At 50.8% G+C, this 21,091-nt stretch carries 18 protein-coding genes, 1 other RNA gene and 1 pseudogene; 14 read left to right on the top strand and 6 right to left on the bottom strand.

All coding sequences use genetic code 11. The features are described from left to right. Positions 1-19: 19 nt before the first annotated feature. From ACI31J_RS00825 to ACI31J_RS00800, 6 genes and pseudogenes are all read left to right on the top strand, one after another. Positions 20-124: pseudogene (locus tag ACI31J_RS00825) on the top strand (aldo/keto reductase); the annotation flags it as partial. Between the two features lie 547 nt (positions 125-671). Then, positions 672-1,079 (top strand): CidA/LrgA family protein, encoded by a 408-nt coding sequence (locus tag ACI31J_RS00820; protein ID WP_439772576.1) that lies wholly within the window; start codon positions 672-674, stop codon positions 1,077-1,079. A gap of 15 nt (positions 1,080-1,094) precedes the next feature. Then, positions 1,095-1,835: an LrgB family protein gene (locus tag ACI31J_RS00815; RefSeq protein ID WP_439772575.1), complete on the top strand. Its 741-nt coding sequence runs from the start codon at positions 1,095-1,097 to the stop codon at positions 1,833-1,835. Between the two features lie 24 nt (positions 1,836-1,859). Beyond that, positions 1,860-2,828: an L-lactate dehydrogenase gene (locus ACI31J_RS00810; RefSeq protein WP_439772574.1), complete on the top strand. Its 969-nt coding sequence runs from the start codon at positions 1,860-1,862 to the stop codon at positions 2,826-2,828. A gap of 229 nt (positions 2,829-3,057) precedes the next feature. Beyond that, positions 3,058-3,594, top strand: a complete 537-nt coding sequence (locus tag ACI31J_RS00805; RefSeq protein WP_439772573.1) for a hypothetical protein — start codon at positions 3,058-3,060, stop codon at positions 3,592-3,594. A 98-nt stretch (positions 3,595-3,692) separates the two neighbouring features. Then, positions 3,693-5,789 (top strand): FAD-dependent oxidoreductase, encoded by a 2,097-nt coding sequence (locus tag ACI31J_RS00800; protein WP_439772572.1) that lies wholly within the window; start codon positions 3,693-3,695, stop codon positions 5,787-5,789. Between the two features lie 221 nt (positions 5,790-6,010). On the opposite strand, the gene fni is transcribed toward ACI31J_RS00800, so the two are convergent. From fni to mvk, 4 genes are read right to left on the bottom strand one after another with little or no spacing between them, the layout of a single operon-like run. Next, on the bottom strand, positions 6,011-7,051 hold the full coding sequence (gene fni / locus ACI31J_RS00795) for a type 2 isopentenyl-diphosphate Delta-isomerase (RefSeq protein ID WP_439772571.1): 1,041 nt from the start codon (positions 7,049-7,051) through the stop codon (positions 6,011-6,013). A 58-nt stretch (positions 7,052-7,109) separates the two neighbouring features. Further along, positions 7,110-8,219 (bottom strand): phosphomevalonate kinase, encoded by a 1,110-nt coding sequence (locus ACI31J_RS00790; RefSeq protein WP_439772570.1) that lies wholly within the window; start codon positions 8,217-8,219, stop codon positions 7,110-7,112. Positions 8,220-8,243: 24 nt separating this feature from the next. Continuing rightward, positions 8,244-9,221, bottom strand: coding sequence for a diphosphomevalonate decarboxylase (gene mvaD, locus ACI31J_RS00785; RefSeq protein ID WP_439772569.1), 978 nt, complete (start codon positions 9,219-9,221; stop codon positions 8,244-8,246). Continuing rightward, complete coding sequence (gene mvk, locus ACI31J_RS00780) at positions 9,221-10,171, bottom strand: mevalonate kinase (RefSeq protein WP_439772568.1); 951 nt, start codon at positions 10,169-10,171, stop codon at positions 9,221-9,223. Before mvk ends, mvaD begins: the two co-directional genes overlap by 1 nt. 145 nt (positions 10,172-10,316) lie before the next feature. Between mvk and ACI31J_RS00775 the strand changes: the two genes are divergently transcribed. From ACI31J_RS00775 to ACI31J_RS00760, 4 genes are all read left to right on the top strand, one after another. Next, positions 10,317-13,229, top strand: coding sequence for a helicase C-terminal domain-containing protein (locus ACI31J_RS00775; protein ID WP_439772567.1), 2,913 nt, complete (start codon positions 10,317-10,319; stop codon positions 13,227-13,229). 75 nt (positions 13,230-13,304) lie between these two features. Continuing rightward, positions 13,305-13,823: a cell wall elongation regulator TseB-like domain-containing protein gene (locus ACI31J_RS00770; RefSeq protein WP_439772566.1), complete on the top strand. Its 519-nt coding sequence runs from the start codon at positions 13,305-13,307 to the stop codon at positions 13,821-13,823. Positions 13,824-13,897: 74 nt separating this feature from the next. Further along, positions 13,898-14,611, top strand: coding sequence for a DnaD domain protein (locus ACI31J_RS00765; protein ID WP_439772565.1), 714 nt, complete (start codon positions 13,898-13,900; stop codon positions 14,609-14,611). Positions 14,612-14,630: 19 nt separating this feature from the next. Continuing rightward, the gene (locus ACI31J_RS00760; protein ID WP_439772564.1) at positions 14,631-15,551 is read left to right on the top strand and encodes a DMT family transporter; all 921 of its coding nucleotides are present in this window, start codon (positions 14,631-14,633) and stop codon (positions 15,549-15,551) included. A gap of 137 nt (positions 15,552-15,688) precedes the next feature. On the opposite strand, the gene ACI31J_RS00755 is transcribed toward ACI31J_RS00760, so the two are convergent. Beyond that, complete coding sequence (locus ACI31J_RS00755) at positions 15,689-17,974, bottom strand: PBP1A family penicillin-binding protein (protein WP_439772563.1); 2,286 nt, start codon at positions 17,972-17,974, stop codon at positions 15,689-15,691. After that, positions 17,964-18,599 carry a Holliday junction resolvase RecU gene (gene recU, locus ACI31J_RS00750; protein WP_439772562.1) on the bottom strand — a complete coding sequence of 212 codons (636 nt, stop codon included), beginning with the start codon at positions 18,597-18,599 and terminating at the stop codon, positions 17,964-17,966. The genes ACI31J_RS00755 and recU overlap by 11 nt, the downstream gene beginning before the upstream one ends. Positions 18,600-18,685: 86 nt before the next feature. Here recU and ACI31J_RS00745 point away from each other — a divergent pair, with 86 nt between their 5' ends. The 4 genes from ACI31J_RS00745 to ACI31J_RS00730 all read left to right on the top strand — a co-directional run bounded on the left by ACI31J_RS00745 (position 18,686) and on the right by ACI31J_RS00730 (position 21,020). Beyond that, the gene (locus tag ACI31J_RS00745; RefSeq protein WP_439772561.1) at positions 18,686-19,258 is read left to right on the top strand and encodes a DUF1273 domain-containing protein; all 573 of its coding nucleotides are present in this window, start codon (positions 18,686-18,688) and stop codon (positions 19,256-19,258) included. A 73-nt stretch (positions 19,259-19,331) separates the two neighbouring features. After that, positions 19,332-19,697, top strand: a complete 366-nt coding sequence (gene gpsB, locus ACI31J_RS00740) for a cell division regulator GpsB (RefSeq protein WP_439772560.1) — start codon at positions 19,332-19,334, stop codon at positions 19,695-19,697. A gap of 28 nt (positions 19,698-19,725) precedes the next feature. Beyond that, positions 19,726-20,100, top strand: an RNA gene (gene rnpB, locus ACI31J_RS00735) — RNase P RNA component class B. A 101-nt stretch (positions 20,101-20,201) separates the two neighbouring features. After that, complete coding sequence (locus ACI31J_RS00730) at positions 20,202-21,020, top strand: aldo/keto reductase (RefSeq protein WP_439772559.1); 819 nt, start codon at positions 20,202-20,204, stop codon at positions 21,018-21,020. Positions 21,021-21,091: the final 71 nt, after the last annotated feature.

Below are 21,091 nucleotides of genomic sequence, written 5' to 3'. Positions count from 1 at the left end.
TGTAATAATGGGATAATAAGAAGAAACGGCCGAAGCTCTTGACCAGCTGGTCAGGGAAGGGAAAGTTTTGTCCGTTGGAATTTCAAACTATAATGGCCAGCAGACCGCAGCCATTACCAACTTGCATCCGGGTCAGGTTGAACAGAAAACTCAATGTGGTTGCCAAACAATGCCACCAGTTGCTGGCGGAAATGGTCGTCGCGGCAACCGGAAATTACCTGCGTCCTTAGCGGGGCAGAAATAAAAGATTTATGGAAGCCGAAGCCGCTTGCTCCGGCTTTTTATTTTACCGCCGCCTTCATTTGTAGCGGGATTTTAGCCGGCAGCGGGTGGGGTACTTTTCAGAAAATTTTGCCGTTTGCTCACAGTAAAACATGATGTTACCGGTAGCTGAGCTATGGCGGGAACTTGGCTTAGGGAGTGCTTTTAGGGCGACCAAAGCTTTTTTTCGGGAAGGATAGTTTTGTGTAAGTTAGCCCCTTTTGTAGGCACCTGAGCAAGAAAAATGGTATTTCATCTGGGGGAGAGGGCATTTCAGATTGAATTTGGGTTATTTCAGTGTGAAAATGCGCACAAAGTGGAATGTTGCGTTAACATTACAGTTGTAATGATATTGCAAACGCAATATCGAGCAATTATTTCTATGTTATTTCTGTGGGAGGGAATATATTATGGACAAGAAGGATAAAAAGCCAGAAGCTTCCAACATTTATGTTCAAATGGGAATCTTCGCTGCTATTCTGTTTGTTTCTCAATTGATCTCTGATCTTTTTCCAAAGAGCTTTGTTGTGCCAACCCCTCTGATTGGTATGGTATTGCTTTATATCTTGTTGGCTTGCCACATTGTTAAGCTGCACCAAGTTGAAAAGTTCGGGACTTTCATGATCGGTCTTATTGCATTCCTGTTCGTTCCATCAGGTATTCAATTGGCCGCTCACTTGGACATCATGCGTCGTGAAGGTATCCAAGATGTATGTGTTATCATCATCTCTACGATCATCCTGTTGGTCGTAATTGCCTACATCGGTGCCTTGGTTATGAGCATTCACCACAAGATCACTGGTAACAAGAAGGACTAGGGGGCGCAATAAATTATGTCAGCTACAATTGCAACAAATCTAGCATTACCATTCACTGGTATTTTCATTTCATTGATCGTTTATCTTATTGGTATGTGGTTAAGTAAGATTAGTAATGGTTTCTTCCTCTTCAACCCACTGCTGGTTGGGATGGTTCTTGGGATTGTTGTCTTAGCTATTTGGGCTAAGAGCACTGGTTCTACTACCGCTGCTGTTTACACGAAGTACTACCTGCCAGGTGGTAACATTATCTTCTGGTTCTTGAACCCTGCTACCATGGCCTTCGCTATTCCTGTTTACAAGGTTAACGAAACCTTCAAGAAGTACTGGTTCGATATCATTGTTATCTGCTTCGTCGGTGGTTTCATTTCCCTGTTCCTGATTCAATTAGTATCTAAGCTCTTCGGTCTGTCCGCTGCTTCAACTGCTTCTATGCTGCCACAAGCTGCTACGACTGCCGTTGCCATGCCTATCGCTGCTGGCGTTCACGGTGTTCCTGCCGTTACCGCAATGGCATGTATCTTAAACGCCGTTGTTATTTACGCCTTGGCCGAATTCTTGATCAAGGTTCTGCGGCTCGACAAGATTTCTCCAGTTGCTACTGGTTTAGGTTTAGGTTCTGCCGGACACACGGTTGGTTCTGTTAAGGCGCTTTCCCTTGGTGAAGTTCAAGGTGCTATGGCCGGTGTTTCAGTTCTGATCATTTCTCTGGCAATGGACATCTTGGTTCCAATTTACGCTAACTTATTCATGTAATCAGTCGATGGAGGATAACCGATTATGACCAAAAATCATCAAAAAGTCGTCCTTGTCGGTGATGGTGCAGTAGGTTCATCCTACGCATTCGCAATGGTCCAACAAGGACTCGCCGAAGAGTTCGCAATCGTCGACCTGACGAAGAAGCGGGCTGAAGGTGATGCCCTTGACCTGGAAGATGCGACGGTCTTCACTGCACCAAAGCAAATTTATGCTGCTGATTACGATACTTGTAAAGATGCTGATGTAGTAATTATCTGTGCTGGTGCGGCACAGAAGCCTGGTGAAACGCGGCTTGATCTGGTTGGTAAAAACCTCAAGATCATGCGTGAGATCGTTCAACCAATTGTTGCCAGTGGTTTCGATGGTGTATTCATCGTTGCTGCTAACCCAGTTGATATTCTGACCTACGCGGTTCAAAAGATCTCCGGCTTCCCAGCTAATAAGGTGATCAGTTCTGGAACCTCGCTTGACTCTGCTCGTCTGCGGGTGGCTTTAGCTAAGCGGTTCGGGGTTGATCCACGGGACGTTAATATCAACGTCATGGCTGAACACGGTGATTCAGAATTCGCTGCCTACTCAAGTGCAACGATTGGTGGCTTACCACTGTACGACCTTGCCAAGCAGGAACACATCTCCAAAGATGACCTGCTGAAGATTGAGGATGACGTTCGTAACAAGGCTTACGAAATTATCAATCGGAAGGGTGCTACTTACTATGGTGTTGCTACCTGCCTGATGCGGATTACTAAGGCCATCCTGCGTGATGAAAATGCGGTGTTGCCAGTTGGTGCTTATGTTGACGGCGAATATGGTATCAAGGATCTCTACCTTGGTACTCCAGCCGTTATCAACGCCAACGGAATTGCCAAGGTTATCGAGGTACCCCTTGATGATCGCGAGCAAGCCGCAATGACTAAGTCAGCAGAAACGTTAAAGCAAACTGCCACGGATGGTATGACCAAGGTTGGCTTGGTCAACTACCTCTGGTAATGAGAAAACTCGTTAGTGAATGTTCACTAGCGAGTTTTTTATTTTAAAAATAATTTGATCGAGGGTTAATTGTCACATGTTTGTCAGCCAAGGCCAGCCGTTTTTTTACTGTCTGTTGATTATCTAGGCTACATGAATATTTTATTAATTTAACGAGAGGAATATAATAGCAATATAGTCAGATATGGCTTTACTGGGAATTAAGCGACATTATATAAGGATGCTTTAGATGAATTGTAAAAAAATAATAAAGCAAAGTTGCGTTGAATTACTTCAAGCCCATTCAATCGATAATATTACCCTTAAAGAAATCATTACCAGAGCTGAAATTTGTAAGCAAACTTTTTACCGCTATTTCCTCGATAAATACGTCCTGGGTAACTCTATCTATTATGACTTTTTTATCAAGGAGTTTTATAAGCCGAATGCTAAGCTAGATATACAGCAATGGAATCAATTGTATATTAATAAGTTTAATTTATTTCTTAAGCACCAACAACTTGTAAGGAACCTATATTCATCGCAGAAAACTGGCTGCACGACTGAGTTTGAGACCAAACAAGTAATTGCCTTTGATAAAGCATGCATTCAGTTAAAGGGTGGCGATACTAAAAATCCGGCAATTGCTTTTTCAATTGAGGCGAAGGATGTTGGTGGAACGCAGCAGTTGCGAAACTGGATCTTGCAAGGCTTTCAATTTTCACCCGAAAAAATGGCCAACCTATTTCAAAATAGTATACCGGCTAATTTAATATCATACTATTAAGCATAAAAGTATGATTTCATACTTTTGCCTTTACTTGCCAATGTCAGCGTTTACTTGTTGGTGATATTGTTAAGACAATCACAATAGGAGGTGCTGATATGGAACTAATGAAGTTAAAAGAACCTGGTTATATTGGTAAACTATGGTTAAAAAATCGGATGAGTATGCCAGCAATGGAAACTTGGACAGCAACAACCAATGGGATGGTTACCCAGGCAACGATTAACCACTATACCAGGAGGGCTAATGGTGGTGTTGCATTAATTATTACCGAAATGACCAACCCAACGCCTGGGTGTGTAACTTTCCCCGGGGAGCTTGACGCCAGCCAGGATAAATTTCTTCCTGGCTTGAGCCGACTGGCACGGGGGATTCACACTGGTGGTGCACTGGCCGTGCTTCAGTTATGCCATGGTGGTGTTTTTGCGCGTGGTGCGTCTTCTGAACAGTTACCGTATACTCCGTCTGGGATTGGTACTGCTTCTTTACCTGGGGTTAAATTAAAGGTAATGACCAAAGATGACATTAAGCGGGTAGAAACTGATTATGCAAAGGCGGCTTTACGGGCGAAAACAGCCGGCTTTGACGGTGTTGAATTACACTGTGGACATGGTTATTTGCAAGTAGAGTTTTTATCTGCTTATTACAATCATCGCAATGATGAATATGGGGGAAGTGTTTATAATCGTTTGCGCTTCTCACTCGAAATAATTGACAAGATTCACGAATATTGCGGTAAGGACTTCCCAATTTTATTTAAGCTCTCCGCAGAGGATTACGTTCCTAATGGAATTACTTTAGACCAATCGAAAGAAATCGTTAAGTATCTTGAAGAAGCAGGGGTTGATGCAATTACGGTTACCGGTGGAACCCTTGACTCGCGAATGCAAGATTACCTTGATGTGATGGATGGTAAAAAGAAAATAAATGAGGAGAAAATGCAGCTAACACGGGGGATTGGCTGTGACACTTGGATGCCGAACACTTATAGTCCACGTGCCATTTACGCTCATAATGCTGCCGTCCTTCATCAATATACGAATGTGCCAATAATTACCGTCGCCGGGATCAGACCAGAAAAGGCAAACCAGATGATTAGCGATGGTCAGGCTGAGTTTGCCGCCATTGGACGCCAAATTCTTGCTGATCCGGATTATCCGAATAAGGTAATTAATAACCACACTGCAGACATCAGACAATGTCTTCGTTGCAATGAATGTCTGGGCGCGGGGAACAAAAATTGCACAATTCATTGTGCGGTTAACCCGAATTTAGGGAATGATCTTACAGAGACCGCTATTTTGCACCCAGTTTCAACGCCAAAGGAGATCGCAGTTGTTGGCTCAGGCCCCGCAGGGATGAATGCTGCACTTGCCGCTGCCAGGAGAGGGCACCACGTAACATTGTACGAAAAGCAAAACCGGCTTGGCGGATTAATGTATTACGTGGGCTTACCAAAGTTTAAAATAGATTATCAAAAGTTTACTGACTATTTAATTCGGCAGGTTGCTAAGGAAGAAACCATTGAAGTAAAGCTCAATACGCCTTTTACGCTAGAAACAGCCAAAGCACACCATTATGATAAAATTATTGCAGCTACTGGCTCAGAATGGTTTATTCCTAATATTCCGGGAGCACATGATCAAGGTATTTTGAATCCGTTAGAAGTCTTGGACGGAAAATTCCCCGATGTCGAAAACTTCCTGGTGTGTGGTGCCGGTTTGGTTGGCTGCGAAGTCGCAATGTCATTAGCCGAACAAGGTAAAAAGGTAACCGTTCTTGATATTGTTCCAAATAGTAATCCGGCCAACCTTTACGGTGTTGACTGGAGTATCAATGCGCGACTGAAAGCAGACAACGTTAAAGTGGAACTGCAAAAAAAGATTCTTCACATGTCGGCAAACGAAGTCGTTGTGGCGACGAAGAAGGAAGAAGCTCCCTACTTCTTTAATACTGGTAAGGGTAAGGAGAAGCCTTATGACCTTTCTGGACCTTATGATGGGGGTGAAGAGTCCTTTAAGGGGGATGCGGTTATTTGCGCCCTCGGGATGCGTTCTGTAAACCAAGTTGCTAAGGACTTAATGGCCAACCATTTTCCGGTTGAAGTGACGGTTGAAGTGATTGGGGATGCAATCCAGCCACGTAAAATTCTGGATGCGGTGCACGAAGGATATCAGGTGGGCAGAAGAATATAAAATTCTTTAGCGAATGTCTGGTAGTGGATCCTGATTAGTAATGATAAAAATTTATTGACCTTACTGAAGCAAAGTTTTGTTTCGGTAAGGTCATTTTTTTGTCCGTAAATTGCGTTCGCTTAATGAATCATCCGTAGGCAAAGTAAAAAGGCATGATCCTGCTTGAACGTCAGAGTCATGCCTTAGTAGCATTTTTCGATTTTAGCTATGGGACAGGAGAATTAAATCAAATGGCGTTGCTGAGCATAACTGTAAAGGTCACCCGTCAAGACAAAGGGGGTCTGCTGCAGTTCGGTAAAGTTGCGGCAACCGAGCAGGGTGAGCAGGCGGGGGATTTCCGTCTGCCAGTCCGTCAGGGCCTGATCCAGGGCAGCAGCCCCGTCACGGATCAAGATGTTGAGGAAGTAGCCAGCGACCCCGACTGCCTGGGCGCCGAGCACGCCAGCTTTGATAACGTCGAGCGGACTGGTGATCCCGCCAGAGGCTACGATGGTGGCCCTGCTCCTGCTTTTGCGGGCTTCGAGGAGTGCTTCTGGAGTCGTTTGTCCCCAATCGGCTAAGTCGGTTAGGTCAATCTGGTGGTTGCGCCGATCCTCGATCATAGCAAAGTTGGTGCCGCCGCGTCCACTGACGTTGATCAATTTGACCCCGGCGGCTTGGAGCTGGTTGATGGTAGACCGACTCATCCCGAAGCCAACCTCCTTGACGATGACCGGCACGTCAAGCTCGTCAACCAGGTGGGCAATGTTTGCCAGCCAGTGGAAATCACGGTCGCCCTCTGGCATCACGAGCTCTTGAGCGGCGTTTAAATGAAGTTCCAAGGCATCCGCGTTGAGGATTCTAATGGCGTCCCGGGCTTTGTCCAGGCTGGCGTCCGCCCCCAAGTTGGCGATGACGATCCCGGCTGGACTTTCCTCACGAACCACTGTGAATGAGGGCCGGGTTGCCGGCTCCTTGAGCGCTACACTGAGGGAACCGGTTGCCATTGCCAAGTGGTGCTTGCTAGCGAGGCGGGCCAGGGTGCGGTTGATCTTTGTTGCTTGATTACTGCCCCCGGTCATTGCTTCCAAGTAGAACGGCCACTCCAGCTGAAGGCCCGCCGCCAGCTGGACCCGGTGGTCGACGTCTTTAACCGCCATTTCGGGCAGGGCGTTATGAATCAGGCGGACCTGGTCGAAGTAGTGGTGGGCGTGGGCGCGCTGGTAGGTGGCGGTGGCGAGTGATAGGTGCTCATCCTTGCGATGGGCTTGTTGTGACTCCATTGTTTAATCCCCCTAAAAAAGGGCGGTAGCAAACTAAATTGTCATCGCCCTGGTATTTTTATAGCGGCAGGCGTTCCTGCACACTGTATTTAATGTCATCGATGAAGTGGACGGATAAGGGAAGCTGCTCGATCTTCTCCTTAGTCCAGGACTTGAGCACGGCCTTGAAATCAGCACGGCGGTCAATTGCGACAATCCCGCAGTCTCCGCCGCCGGCACCAGAAGTCTTAGCGGCGCCCCCGAAGTGTTCTGCAATCTGACAGAGCCGGTTGAGGACTGGAGTTTCAATGTTGACGCCGGAGTTAGTGCCGAGCTGTTTGAGCAAGTGCCGGTTGAAGCGGATCTCCCGCTTGATAATATCGAGGTTTTGCTGGTGGAAGCCTTCGACCATCCGCTGGATGCAGGCCCGACTGTCCTCTAAGAAGCGGTGGTAGTCATCCTGCTGCCGAGCCTTGAAGAGGGAGATCTTGTCAACCAGTTGGGAGGTAGAGGCTGGCTTCCCGGTCCAGCCGATCAGGAGCTCCAGGTTCTCGGGTGCCTTGAGCGGTTCAATCATGAGGTCCGGCCAAGGCAGGTCGATCAGACTCTTTAAGTCCAAGTACTTACGCTGCTGGGCCAGCCATTGCCGGTCGAAGGAGTGGTAGGAAATCCAGCCGCCGTAAACCGACGCCGCTACGTCACCCAGGGAACCGTTGCCCTGGACTTCGAAGTGAGCGATCGCCGCCAGCTTGAAGATCTCGTCCTTGGTGACGGGGAGGTGGTAGTAGTGGCAGAGGGCCTTGACGGTGGCCACCGTAACCGCCGCCGAGGAGCCGAGGCCGTACTTGCGACCATTGGCACTGTCCAGCTGGCTATCGATCTGCATGTCGTAGATCCGTAGCTCACGTGCGAAGCTCCGGGCGTATTCTTCCGTGATGCGGATCGCCGAGAGAATGTATGAGAACGGATTGTCCCGTTTGTCGACCACCATCTGGTCGCCCATCCGCCGCCAGCTCAGTTGGTCATTGGTGTATTGCTGGCTGATGATCTGGCCGACTTCCCGAGCACTGTCCTTAATCGTGCAGGTGACAAATTGGTCCAGGGCCACCAGAATGGCCGGATAGCCATTCTCGACGACCGCATATTCACCAGCAATATATAACTTCCCAGGCGCTTTTTCAGTAATCAAAGTTCAAATGTCCCCCTAATATAATCAGTTATTTTCATCCCAAATTTCAATTCCCGGACCGGCCGTTGAAACTACCAGGCGGTCTGGAGCAAAGGTTTGCGCAAGCCCATTGACGATTTGGTCACGATCGCGCTGGTCGTAGATGACCTTGACGTTCGGACCCGCGTCCATCGTGAAGTAGCAGTTGATCCCCTGGTCGCGCAGGCGGTGAACAGCCTGGATGGCGGTCAGAGTTTCATTGTTAAAGTAGGTATAGCCCGGATCCGCGGAAAGAGTCAGGGCGTGCATCCGCAGGGCATTCTCCTCAGCAATGTGACCGATGGCGGGGATGTCCTTGGCCTGAATGGCGGCCTTCATGGCTTCCATGTCATTGGCTACGACTTCCTTCCAGCGATCATAATACGGTGAGCTGATCACGCTAGACTGCATCCCATACCGGCTGGAGATCTTTTTGCGGTTCGTGTTGATCATGATGGCCAGCATCTCCAGGCCGAAGTCGAGCTTTTCCATGATCGGTTCGGCATAGGAAGTGGCGTCATCGTGCCCCCGGTGCCATTCGACTAGGCCACCGTAGATTGACCGGGTGGCAGAACCGGATCCGCGGCGGGCGAGCCGGGAGAGGTCACGCCGGGAAAGCTCCAGCCCAGCAGCCCGGCTCGCAGCCCCGGCCAGGGCTGCAAAGGCGGAAGCCGATGAGGCCAAGCCGGCTGCGGTGGGCACGTGGTTATGCGAGTCCACCAGGGCAAAGTCGTGCCGGCCGCTTAATTGGCGAACAATGTCCAAAAAGCTGGTGATCCGTTCGGCTCCCTTGCCGGTTACCGGTTGGTCATTGACGCTGATTTGGTCAGCGGTGAGGGTTGGATCAAAGACGACGCGGGTCGTGGTATAAAACTCATCAAGGGTCATCGAGAGACTATCCGTCTGCGGAATAATCAGATCTTGGTCCTTCTTACCCCAGTACTTGACCAGGGCAATATTGGTATGTGCTTTGGCCGTTGCCATTAATTTTCACCTCGCGTTGTATCTAGCGGTTGAATCCAGGTTTGCCGCGCCCCATTATCCTTCAGAATGGCGGCCAGCTTACGGGCCCCCAGGGCGGTCCGAGTGATGGCAAACATGCAGCCACCCCGACCACCGCCAGTCAGCTTGGCCCCCAGGGCGCCATGGTGGATCGCCACGTTAATCAGGTGGTCAAGCTCCTGATTACTAACTTGCAGGGCGTGCAGGTCCTGCTGGGCGGCGTTTAACGCTGTACCTAATTTGAAAACTTCACCCTCGGCCAGGAATTGCCGAGTATCGTCTACCAGCTTTCCCAGGTGCTCAATGTGGGTTTGGGCATGCTGGCGGTCCGTCTTCAGCAGGTCAGCCACCGCTGTAATAGCTTCCTTAGTGGCACCCTTGACACCAGTGTCGGCGACAACCATTGTGGCCTGCAGGTTCATCGGGATCGGTGTCCCTTCATGGCCCTTGATGTAGTAGAGTGGGGTCTTAGAACTGACCGTTGCCGCATCCAAACCGGATGGGCTGCGGTGGGTGATCTGCTCTTCGACGTCGGCCAATTCCAACAATTGGTGACGGCTAAGCGGGGCCGCGTAGTAATTGAAAAAGGCGCGGACGATGGCCACAGCGGTTGCCGCTGAGGAACCCATTCCACGCTCGGCGGGAAGCTGGCTGTCGATGGTCATTTTCCAGTGGTCGTCGTTTCTGTCGAAGTGTTTTATCAGTGTGGCGATCAACTGTCGCACCCCTTGCATGACTGGAGGAAGGTCGTGCCAATCACCAGTAAAGTAGCGACTTTCGACCGTCTGTCCCTGGTCGCTAGGTGTCAGGGTGACCGTCAGCTTAACATCGGGAAGGGGCAGGGCAATTGCGGGTTGTCCGTACACAACGCTGTGCTCCCCCATTAAGATGATTTTCGCATGGCTAGTGCCAATCCCTTGTTTTTTCACCATCGTAACCTACTTTCTTCTAAAAAATTCCATCCTTCATCATAACTTAAAATTGATTATTAGGAAAGGGGCGACCCCTACTTGTTACTAAATCTAAATATTTTGGTAATTATTTCCCTGACTGCCGTCAAAGACAAATGTTTGGTGAATGGTGTATCATATAGGAAACAAATTATTGAAGAGATTCGGTGATAATGTGAGTAGAAATAACCAAACGCGCCGCAAGAAACGCGATAAGCAGGCGCCAATCTATGCCGTGGTGGACCTGGAGACAACCGGGACCAATGTTAACCATGGCGATCGGATCATCCAGATCGGCTGTGTGCTGGTTCAGGATGGTCAGATTATCAATCATTTTGAGACCAAGGTCAATCCGCGGGAGAAGATCCCGCATGCGATTGTCCAGCTGACCGGGATTCATAACCAAGATGTCCGCCGGGCCCCACTTTTTGAGGACGTGGCGGGGACGATTTATAGCCTGCTGTCAGGGACGATCTTCGTGGCCCACAACGTCAACTTTGATTTTCCGTTCCTAAACGCGGAATTGGAGCGGGCAGGTTACCCGCAGCTGACCATTCCAGCGATCGATACGGTGACGATGAGTCAAATCCTGCTGCCGACCGCCCAGAGTTTCCGTTTGCGGGACCTGACCGGTTCGTTGAAGATTGAACACGATCACCCGCACAGTGCGGTGTCCGATGCAGAAGCAACCGCCCAGCTGCTGATCGACCTCCTCGACAGGGTTCATCGTCTGCCAACCTTGACCCTGGAAAGAATCGTGGAGCTGAAACTAGCCTTGCCGCAACGGACTGCCGCGGTCTTTGAAAACGAACTGGAACGCCGGGTCGACCATCCCCAGCCGCTACTGGAAGACCTCTACGTCAGTCACGGCCTGGTCCTGCATAAGCAGCGTCCGCTGACGGTGGACAAGACGACAACCACACCGCGCTATCCTTCGACCAAGCGGGGGAAGGCAAAGCTCTACGGCGATCACCTGACCGTTCGCCCGGTTCAATCGAAGATGATGAATAGCATCTATAATAACTACACCCATGATGAACCCAAGAACATGATCGTGGAAGCGGGGACGGGGAGCGGTAAGACCCTGGGCTATCTATTGCCACTAAGCTATGTTGCTTATCCTGACCGGCGGATTGTCATCAGTACCGCTACCAACCTTCTCCAGCAACAGATCGCCCAGCAGGCCGTCCAACAGCTCAACACAGTTCTACCGTTTAACATGAACGCCGTGGTCGTGAAGGGAAACGATCATTACCTGGACCTGGCTAAATTTGCCCACTCCTTAAGTGTGGTCGAGGATTCCAAATTAGTACAGCTCCTTAAGGCTCGGATCCTGGTCTGGCTTTTGACGACGACCAGCGGCGACTTGGACGAACTCAACCTGACTAGTCAGCAGTCGCCGTACTTTACCGAAATTCGCCATCACGGGGTTAAAAGTCTTAATCCCACCAGCGGTCTCTACAGCGACGACTTCCTGGTGCGCCGCAACAAGCGTTTGAAGCAGGCTAATATCGTGATCACTAACCATGCCTACCTTGTCGCTCATGCCCAGGAGTTAGGGGATGGGACTAGGCGGCCATACCTGGTGGTTGACGAGGCCCAGCACCTCAGCGAAAGCATCCTGCGGCGTTCCCGGCGCAGTTTTGACTTTCCCCACTTGCGGACGGCTATCCACGTCCTCGTTGGCCTGGTCGGTAATGGAGAGGAACGCAACTTGAACGATATCTTTCAGGATCACGCCCTTGCCAGTTACAATGTTGAGCTTCTGCGCGGGGACCTCACCAATCTTGAGACGGCCCTCAATCATTTCCAGCAGGCCCTCTATCGGCAATTCATTCAACAGTCGACGGCCGGCGGGGAAAACGAGCTGATTGAACAGGAACTGGACAACCAGCAGCTGCAACAGCTCTTAGACGTCAGTGGACCGGTGATGATGGAGCTGGAGCAAGCCCTGGGCAGTGTGCAGCTGCACTTTTCCGCGCTCCAGCACATCTTCACCCAGCAGGCGGAACGGTGGCTGCCGAGTGACCGCTACCTGATGAGCCAGTTCCAGAGCCAGATGGCAAAGCTGACCGCAGCTGATGCCACTTTGAATAAGTACAGCGAGGCCCTGCGTAACCGGGGAGATTCGGCGGCCTTCTGGCTTACCATCCACCAGTCTAGTGAGTATAGCGCAATGACATTACGGGGCGGGCTCCTTGAGGCCAACCACTACCTGACGGAGAACGTGTATCCGTACTTTGCCCAACCGTTGTTCGTGGGAGCCACCCTCTTTTCTTCGAGTCGGTCCCACTACCTTTACCAGCAGTTGGACTTAGAGCGGCGGTCAACCCTGGCTAAGCGCTTTGCCTCGCCGTTTGACTACCAGCGGCACGCCCGGGTATTGATTGCCAAGGACGCGCCGGTACCTAATTCAAAGAATAACGCCGAGTACGTTCGCTATCTGAGCCAAACGATTTACCGGCTGACCAAGCAGACCAACTGTCAGACGATGATCCTCTTCAATTCACTAGTGATGATCGAGCAGGTATACAGTCAGCTGCGGGAGACCGACCTTTTCGATCAGCGCGATATCTTGGCCCAGGGAATCACCGGCGGCCGGGAGAAGTTGCTGAAGCAATTTGCTAACGGGAAGAATGCGGTCCTGCTCGGGGCCTCCAGTTTCTGGGAGGGGGTTGATCTCCCGAAGACCGCCCTGGAGCTCTTGATCATCACCCGGCTGCCGTTTGATGCCCCGGACGAGGTCATGACCCGGGCCTATAACGACCTGCTCAAACGCCAGGGACGCAATCCCTTTTATAGTGCGGCCCTGCCAAAGGCGACGATGCGCTTGCGTCAGGGAATCGGCCGGCTGATTCGGACGGCGGATGATTACGGGGTTGCGGCCATTTTAGATTCCCGTCTGGACAACCGGCGCTATGGGGAGACGATTTTAAAGAGTTTTCCAAAAGACCTGCCAACTAAGGTTCTACCGACGGACCAGCTGGTGGAAGAGGCAAATAATTTCATAAAAAAGAATCATCAAGACCCGCAAAGTTAAATTTTTTGGTATAATCAAAAAGATTAACATGATTGTTGACGAATCGTTCGTCAGACGTAAGAAGGGAATAATTACATGCAAAGTCGACGCGAAGTGCAGCGCGAACAGAACCGTGGCTCGGTGCTGCGCACGATTCGAAATGTTTTACTTACTATCTTGGTACTGCTCCTGTTAGGCTGGAGTGTCTATGCCGTTGCTAACCAGCCCCGGGCAGCTGCTCGGCGGCAGACGATCTCGATGGCCGAGAAGTATGCGCATCTGCATAATCCAGGACGCTTCTACATTTTCAACCGGGAGAGCACCTACTATACGGTTGCCGGGGAAAACCAGGATAATCAGCCAATCCTCGTGATTGTTCCGCAACACGGCGGAAACATCCGAGTGGTTAAACAGCACTCGGGCGTCAGTGAACAGCAGGTGAAAACGATGGTAAAGTCGACCCGTCATCCAGCCGAGATCCTGAAGGTGGCGCCCGGCGTCTTCAATGATAAGGTGGTGTGGGAGGTTACCTACCGCAACCACAAGGGCAGTCTGTGTTACGACCTGATTAATTTCAAGAATGGCCGCTATATTCAAAATATCAATAACCTGTAATTTCAAGATAGAGGAGTTGTAACCGTGGTTATGATTCCTCTCTTAGTTTGCCAAGAAGGGAATGGTGATGAAGTGTGACCGAAGAAAACGCCCTGCAGCGATACATCCGTGCGGGACAAACGACAATCAGCAACCTGTTGGTGCACCACTATAAACAGATCGGCCTCACGACGGCTCAGTTGGTCTTGTATTTGCAGTTCAAGTCTTACCAGGACCGGGGGACGATGAACCCGGATGTCCGGGTGATCGCCAAAAACCTCGGGACTTCGGAAACTCAGGTTTTCAACCAGCTTCACCAGATGATGACTAATAAGCTGGTGAAGCAGGGGATGAGGAAGCTGCCGGACGGCAAGGAGGACGCCATCTATGACTTTACCCCCTTGCTCAACAAGCTGGCCCTCCTTGAGGATCAGACGACAGCCACGGTACAGGAGAAAGAGGTCCAGAACAATCGTCAGCAGGTCTTTGCCAAGCTGGAGAGCGAGTTCGGCCGCCCCTTGTCGTCAATGGAACTGCAGATTGTCAATGATTGGCTGGATAAGGATGATTATTCGGCGGCCATGGTCGAACTGGCCCTCCGTCAGGCGGTGATGAATAGCGCACTGAACTTGCAATATATGGAACGGATCCTGCAGAGTTGGGCTCATCAGGGACTGCGGACTAAGCGCGACATTGAGGAACACGAGCGGCAGTTTGAGAACCGTCGCGAGGGGCAGTCAAACACTCGCCATGATAGTCAGTCGCGGCCAGCTGGCCCGAAAATCCCCATCTATAAGCTGGGGGAGTAATTGGAAAGGAATGATATAAATGGATAATACTTCGTCTCAACATGTCATGAAGGGGATTGGGATTGCTGCCCTGGCTTCGACCATGTGGGGGATCTCTGGAACCGTCCTCCAGCTGATCTCGCAAAACCTGGCGATTCCCGCGACCTGGATGCTTTCTGTTCGGACGCTGGTTACTGGGGTGATCCTGCTGGTGATCAGTGCCTTCATGTATGGTAAACGCATCTTTAACGTCTTTAAGACCCGGGCCACGACCATCTCAGTAGTGACCTATGCAGTCTTTGGCCTGATGGCGAACCTCCTGACCTTCTACTATGCCATTCAGCGGGGGAACGCTTCAGCGGCAACCATCCTGCAATACTTATCGCCGCTGTTTATTGTCTTCGGCGGGATTGTTTTCCTTCACCGGCGGCCGTTTAGAAGTGATATTATCGCCTTTGTTATTGCATTGATTGGGGTAGTGCTGAGTATCACTCGGGGGAACATCACTAAGCTGGCGATCCCGGTCGACTCCCTCCTCTGGGGGATCGGTTCCGGGATCACGGCCGCTTTCTACGTGGTCCTGCCCCAGAAAGCCGCGGAGAAGAATCCACCGATTGTTGTCCTGGGGTGGGGAACCATGATTGCAGGGATTCTCTTCAACCTCTACCGGCCGTTCTGGGTAAACCCGCCGCAGATTTCAACGACCCTGGTAGCCTCGGTCAGCACGGTAGTCCTGTTTGGGACGATTTTGCCATTCGGCCTTTTGATGGAAGCTACTAAGTTTGCCCCATCAGATGTCGTCAGCATCATGGACGCCCTTCAGCCAATTGTTACCTCGATTCTGAGTGTGATCTTCTTCCACCTGGTCCTGAACTGGGTGGAGATCTTGGGGATCATCCTGGTCATCCTGGCCATCTACATCCTTCAAGAAGGTCGTCGCCGGAAGCTCAAGGGAGTTTGATTAACTAATCAAATATTACAAATAAACGCTGGATCTCATTCGTTGGTGAATAGGATTCAGCGTTTTTGTGTACTTCAACTAAGAGTGTATAAGAAAAGGCCGCTCACGTTGCGTGAACGGCCTTTTAGTGGCGCTTATTACTGACCATTATTATCATTGCCAGCTGGCTGGGTAGCAGCGGGCGCGGAGCTTGAAGAAGCGGCCGGTGCGCTAGAACTGCTTGCCGCTGACGAGGAAGCAGAGGAAGTACTCCGGGATGAGGAAGATTCCGTAGCACCGCTGTTGCTGCTCTCACTGCTCCGCTCGCTGCTGGATTCGCTCCGGCTAGAGCTGGAAGCAGAGGAGCTGCTGTTAGTATCCTGATCGCTGTCGTCATCGCTATCGTCCGCGGCGTATTCGAGCGCCCACTTGGAATCCTTGATGACGAACTGCCGCTTGCCGTTGACCCGGACGGCTTCCACCGTGTCGGGCATTGACCAGTTGCTTGCGTGGTTTTGGCTATCAAGGTATTCCATCAGGTCCCGGTACAAGAGAATAGCGGACTTGGTACCCTGGTCGCTGAGTCCTGGAGACTGCATTGGGTGATCGTACCCGGTCCAAACGGCGATCGAGTAGTTTTTGGTGTAACCAGCCATCCATGAGTCCATGGCGCCGGAGTGACCAGTGCCGGATGGATAGTTGGTCGTCCCGGTCTTCCCGGCCTGGTTGACCCCGTCGAGCTTGGCATCGGTGGCACTACCTTGTTCAGAGGAGTTGAAGACCCCCTTGAGCATTTCGGTGATCATGTAGGCCGTTGCCTTGCTCATTGCCCGTTTACCCTTAGGGTTGAACTGCTTGACGGTCCCATCCTGGGTAGTGATGGAACTGATGTAGTACGGCTTGTAGTAGGTCCCGCCGTTAGCGAAGGCCCCATAGGCAGCCGAAATCTGCAGTGGAGAGATGTAGAGGGCAATCCCGCTTTGCAGGGTGTAAGGATCCTTTTGGGAGATCCCGAGACCGTTGACAAATTCGGTAGCCCGCTTGATCCCGACTTCTTGAAGGGTCCGGATGGCTGGCACGTTCCGTGATTGAACGAGGGCTTCGCGCATGGTCATGGTACCTTTGTACTTGTTATCGAAGTCCCGCAGAACTTTATTGGTACCTGGGTAGACGAAGCGGGTATCCTGAACCTGTTTGAAGGTTGGCCATTGCAGGTATTCGATGGCCGGGCCGTAGTCCATCAGTGGCTTGGCCGTGGAACCGGAACTCCGGTTGGTCTGGACGGCCCGGTTAAGGCCATAGACAACATTACCGGTGTGCCGACCACCAAGCATGGCAACCACTTGACCGTTGTGTGGGTCAGTGACGGCCACCCCGGTCTGCATCTGATCACTTTGGAAGGAAACAGTGTTGTTAGCAGCGTTGTAAAGGTGTTCCTGGGCGTCAAGATCAAGGTTGGTGTGGACCTTCAGGCCGTCATTATACGGGTTGTAGCCCTTGGCTTCCAGATCGGCCAGGACCTGCTTGACGTAGGAATCAATCACCTTTTCCTTGACCCCGGTTCCATTGTTAGAAGTGTTTCCGTGGTCCGGGTCAAGGCCGTCGGTAACACTCTCGCTGGCGGCTTGGTTGGCCTGGGCTTGGCTGATGTACTTGCTACGGACCATGGCGTTCAGCACTTCGTTTCGCCGTTGGGTGGCGTACTTAGTGGTGCTGGCCAGTGGGTTGTAGTAGGTCGGTGACTGCGGCATCCCGGCGAGTAGGGCCAGCTGGGCGAGGTCCAATTCATCCAGGTCCTTACCATAGTAGTATTGGGCAGCGGTCTGCATTCCGTAGACCCCGTTACCCATGTAGACCTTATTAATGTAGAAGTTGAGGATCTGATTCTTGCTGAAGTGTCGCTCAACGTTGATGGCGAGCCAGGCTTCCTGGGCCTTACGCTTAAAGGTCCGGTCAGAGGCCGCGGTTGAAAAGACCGACAGCTTGACCAGCTGCTGGGTCAGGGTACTACCACCCTGCATGCCGGCAGAACGACCGAAGATGTTGGCCGTGGCCGCCCCCATGATCCGAATTGGGTCGACCCCGTGGTGCTTGTAGAAACGACGGTCTTCAATTGCGACGACCGCGTGCTTGAGGTTTTCGGGTACTTGATCGCTCTTAGCGTATTCACGTTTCTGTGCTCCGAGCCGTGAAATGACCCGGTTTTGGTCGTCGTAGATCGTCGTGGTGTTCTGCCCGGCTAATTCGCTCCGGCTGATCCGTGGCGCGCTGGAAGCATAGTAGAAAAAGAGGGCGGTTCCTGCAACGAACAGTAGGACGATGATACCGAGAACCCAGAGGAGGATTCGTTTAAAAAGTCCTCCGTGGCGTGGTTCATCATCGTCATAATCGTCGTAGTCGGCCCTGTGACGGTCACTACGAGTTGGTTGATCATTACTTGTCATGATAAACTCCTTTGCGTTCGGCAGCGATAATCTGATCGACTGCCTTTAAGTATGGTAGGCGGGGGTTAAGCTGGTATTCGATTTTGAATCCCCATCGTTGAATATCAGTTAACGAAATTGATTTGCGGCCACCCTGATCGCGCTCGTCCCAATAATGAAATAGAATTGTTGCAGGTAATAGATAGACGAGGTCCAGATCGGTAAACTTGATGAAGGCAAAACAAATCCCGCCCTGTTTGACACACTCCCGCATGTGATTGATCTGGTGGGGATGAAAGTTCTTGAGGGGGAAGGAACGGCGGTTGCGCGTTTCCTTGGCATCGAAGTCGATGTAGCGTCCCTTATAGATTCCGTTGTAATCAGTCGTCGAAGGGCGTCGGAAGTAGGCCTCTCGGATCACCGCCGCGCTTCGCTTGGGGTAATCGACCTTAACCAACTGGATGGGGGTTGGCTTCTTGTGGATTACCGCAATGTGGCGGGCCAGGTAATATTGATTACTATGGTTAATTTCATCCTCCAGCGACATTCCCCGCCGCGCATAGATCGATTGGTGGGGAGTCGGCAAATCACGGTTGGCATGGTATACTTGCCGCGGGTGCTGGCCATTGGGATAGTGAATATTCATTTTTGCATCACTCTCCTAACTAGCCTTATATTATACCAGAATGTCGGTTAAAATAATGATACAGAAATGTTACGGAGGTGGCACGCGTGCGACGTCTATGGGTAACCGGCTATCGCGGCTATGAATTGAATGTATTTAAGGACAGCGACCCTAAGGTCAAGGTCATCAAAAAAGTTCTGGCCGAGCATTTGAAGAATTATCTTGAGAAAGACGCTGAAGAGTGCTGGCTGATCTCGGGCCCGCAGATGGGGGTTGAGCGATGGGCCTTGGAGTGTGGCTTGGCATTAAAGGAAGATTATTCCCAGCTCAGGTTGGCTTTGATGGAGCCATATACGGCCTTTGACCAGCGGTGGAACGAAGCCAACCAGGAAAAACTGGCGGTGATTAAAACTAAGGTTGACTTTTCTGCACCGGTGACGGAGCATCCCTACCAGTCACCGCAGCAGTTGCGGAACTACCAGCACTTCATGCTGACCCATACGGATTCCTTGCTGATGGTGTATGATCCGGAATATGAGGGTAAGCCGAAGTACGACTACCGGCAAGCGCAACGTTACCAAGAACAGGCGGATTATTCTATCAGCTTGATTGATTTTGACGAGCTTCAGGAGGCCGCTGTTGAGTACCAAGAAGAACAACACGAAGAAAATCAGAAATGACCCTTGAATTTATGCCTGGATTTGGTAAAATAATTGTTGTGTCACGGATAGCTAAATGATTGAGGTGTTTAAGTTGGATAGCATAAAGTTTACGCCGCAAGATATCTTGCATAAGCAGTTTAAGGAAAAGAACATTGGTAAGGGCTATGATGAGGCTGATGTTGATGCCTTCCTAGACGATGTTATCAAAGACTACGACACTTATAACAAAGAGCTTGACCGCTTAAACAACGAAAATGAACGTTTACGGACCAAGGTTGACGAATTGAATCGTCAAGTTGAGGTGGGTTCTACGATGAATGCTCACACTAGCAACCAACAGCCAGTTTCAAATGCTACTAACATGGATATTTTGAAGCGACTGTCCAACCTTGAACGACGGGTCTTCGGCTCTCAGATTAATGAGGGCAACGGTCAAGACGACTCTCATCTGCTATAAGATACACCTAAAATTGAATAAATTTGCAAGCTTTGGGTAATTGAGCACAGCTTTTGTTGTGTTAGGAAGGTCCATGCTCGCACAGGCTGCGATGCCTGTAGTGTTTGTGCTCGCTGAAAAAATAAGGCGGGGCACCGATTCTTCGGTGACGGCGGAAAAAACGGCTAATGCTTCGGCGATGCCCGAGTATTCCTGAAAAGTGCCACAGTGACGATACAGGTCGGGAAACTGATCTGGTGGAACGCGGTAAACCCCTCAAGCGGTAAACCCAAACTACGGTAGGGGAGCTTTGGATAACGAATTTGAAGTGATTCCAGGGGAGAGTTTTTACTCTGAGATAGATGATTACCTCGGGGCCATCATTACCTGGTGGTGGTTCTACGACAAAACATGGCCTACAGATGCTTGCAAACAGGTACCCGGATTCGTCCGGGTTTTTTTATTTTAAAAATTAAAATAGGAGTATAATAAAGCTATCAATGACGATCAAGGACGTGATGATGGATGAATACTGTACATTTGAATAATGACGTGGTTATGCCGATGGTGGGCTACGGAACCTACCAGGTGGCGCCTGACCAGACCCGGGACAACGTTCTCCAGGCCCTGCGTACCGGTTACCGGCTGATCGATACGGCCCAATACTATGGTAACGAGGACGGGGTTGGAGCGGCCCTGCAGGAGAGCGGGCTTGCTCGCGAACAAGTCTTCGTGACCACCAAGGTGCAGACCAGCGGCTACGCGGAAACCAAGCGGGGACTGGATGAGTCCTTGCGTCGGTTCAACAACGACTACTTTGATCTGGTCCTGATCCACTGGCCAACTGGCAATGACCTGGAGACATACCGTGCTCTGGAAGAGGCCTACCAGGACGGTAAAGTGCGCTCAATCGGCTTGAGCAACTTTAACGCGGCCCAGGTCCAGCAGATCATTGATAACTCGACGGTGGTGCCGATGGTCGACCAGATCGAGACGCACCTGCGTTGGCAACAGAAGCGGATGCACGCCTTCCTGGCCAGTCGGGGAATTGTTCACGAATCCTACGCTCCATTGGGTGAGGGCCAACCGGGCTTCATGGACGCCCCGGAGCTGCTTAAAATTGCCGATAAGTACCACCGGACCCCAGCCCAGGTTGTTTTGCGTTTTCTTAACCAGGAACAGGTCGTGGTGATTCCAAAGTCTTTGAACCCTAAGCACATGGCGGAGAACCTAGACCTCTTTGACTTTGAATTGGACAGCGGCGACCTGCGGGTTTTGGAGGGGTTAGACGTTAAACAGGCCCTCGACGGCTGGCCGGAATCAATGCAAGAAGATAACTATTAATTCTAATGGCGGGAACGTGGCGGCTGATCACGTTGCCGTTTTATTATGGTAAAATATTTGATAGTAATGTG

Origin of the sequence: Limosilactobacillus sp. (assembly GCF_051873075.1) — a bacterium.
Lineage (GTDB): Bacteria > Bacillota > Bacilli > Lactobacillales > Lactobacillaceae > Limosilactobacillus.
The sequence above is the reverse complement of the archived record's forward strand: the minus strand, read 5'-3'. Positions and strand labels throughout refer to the sequence as shown.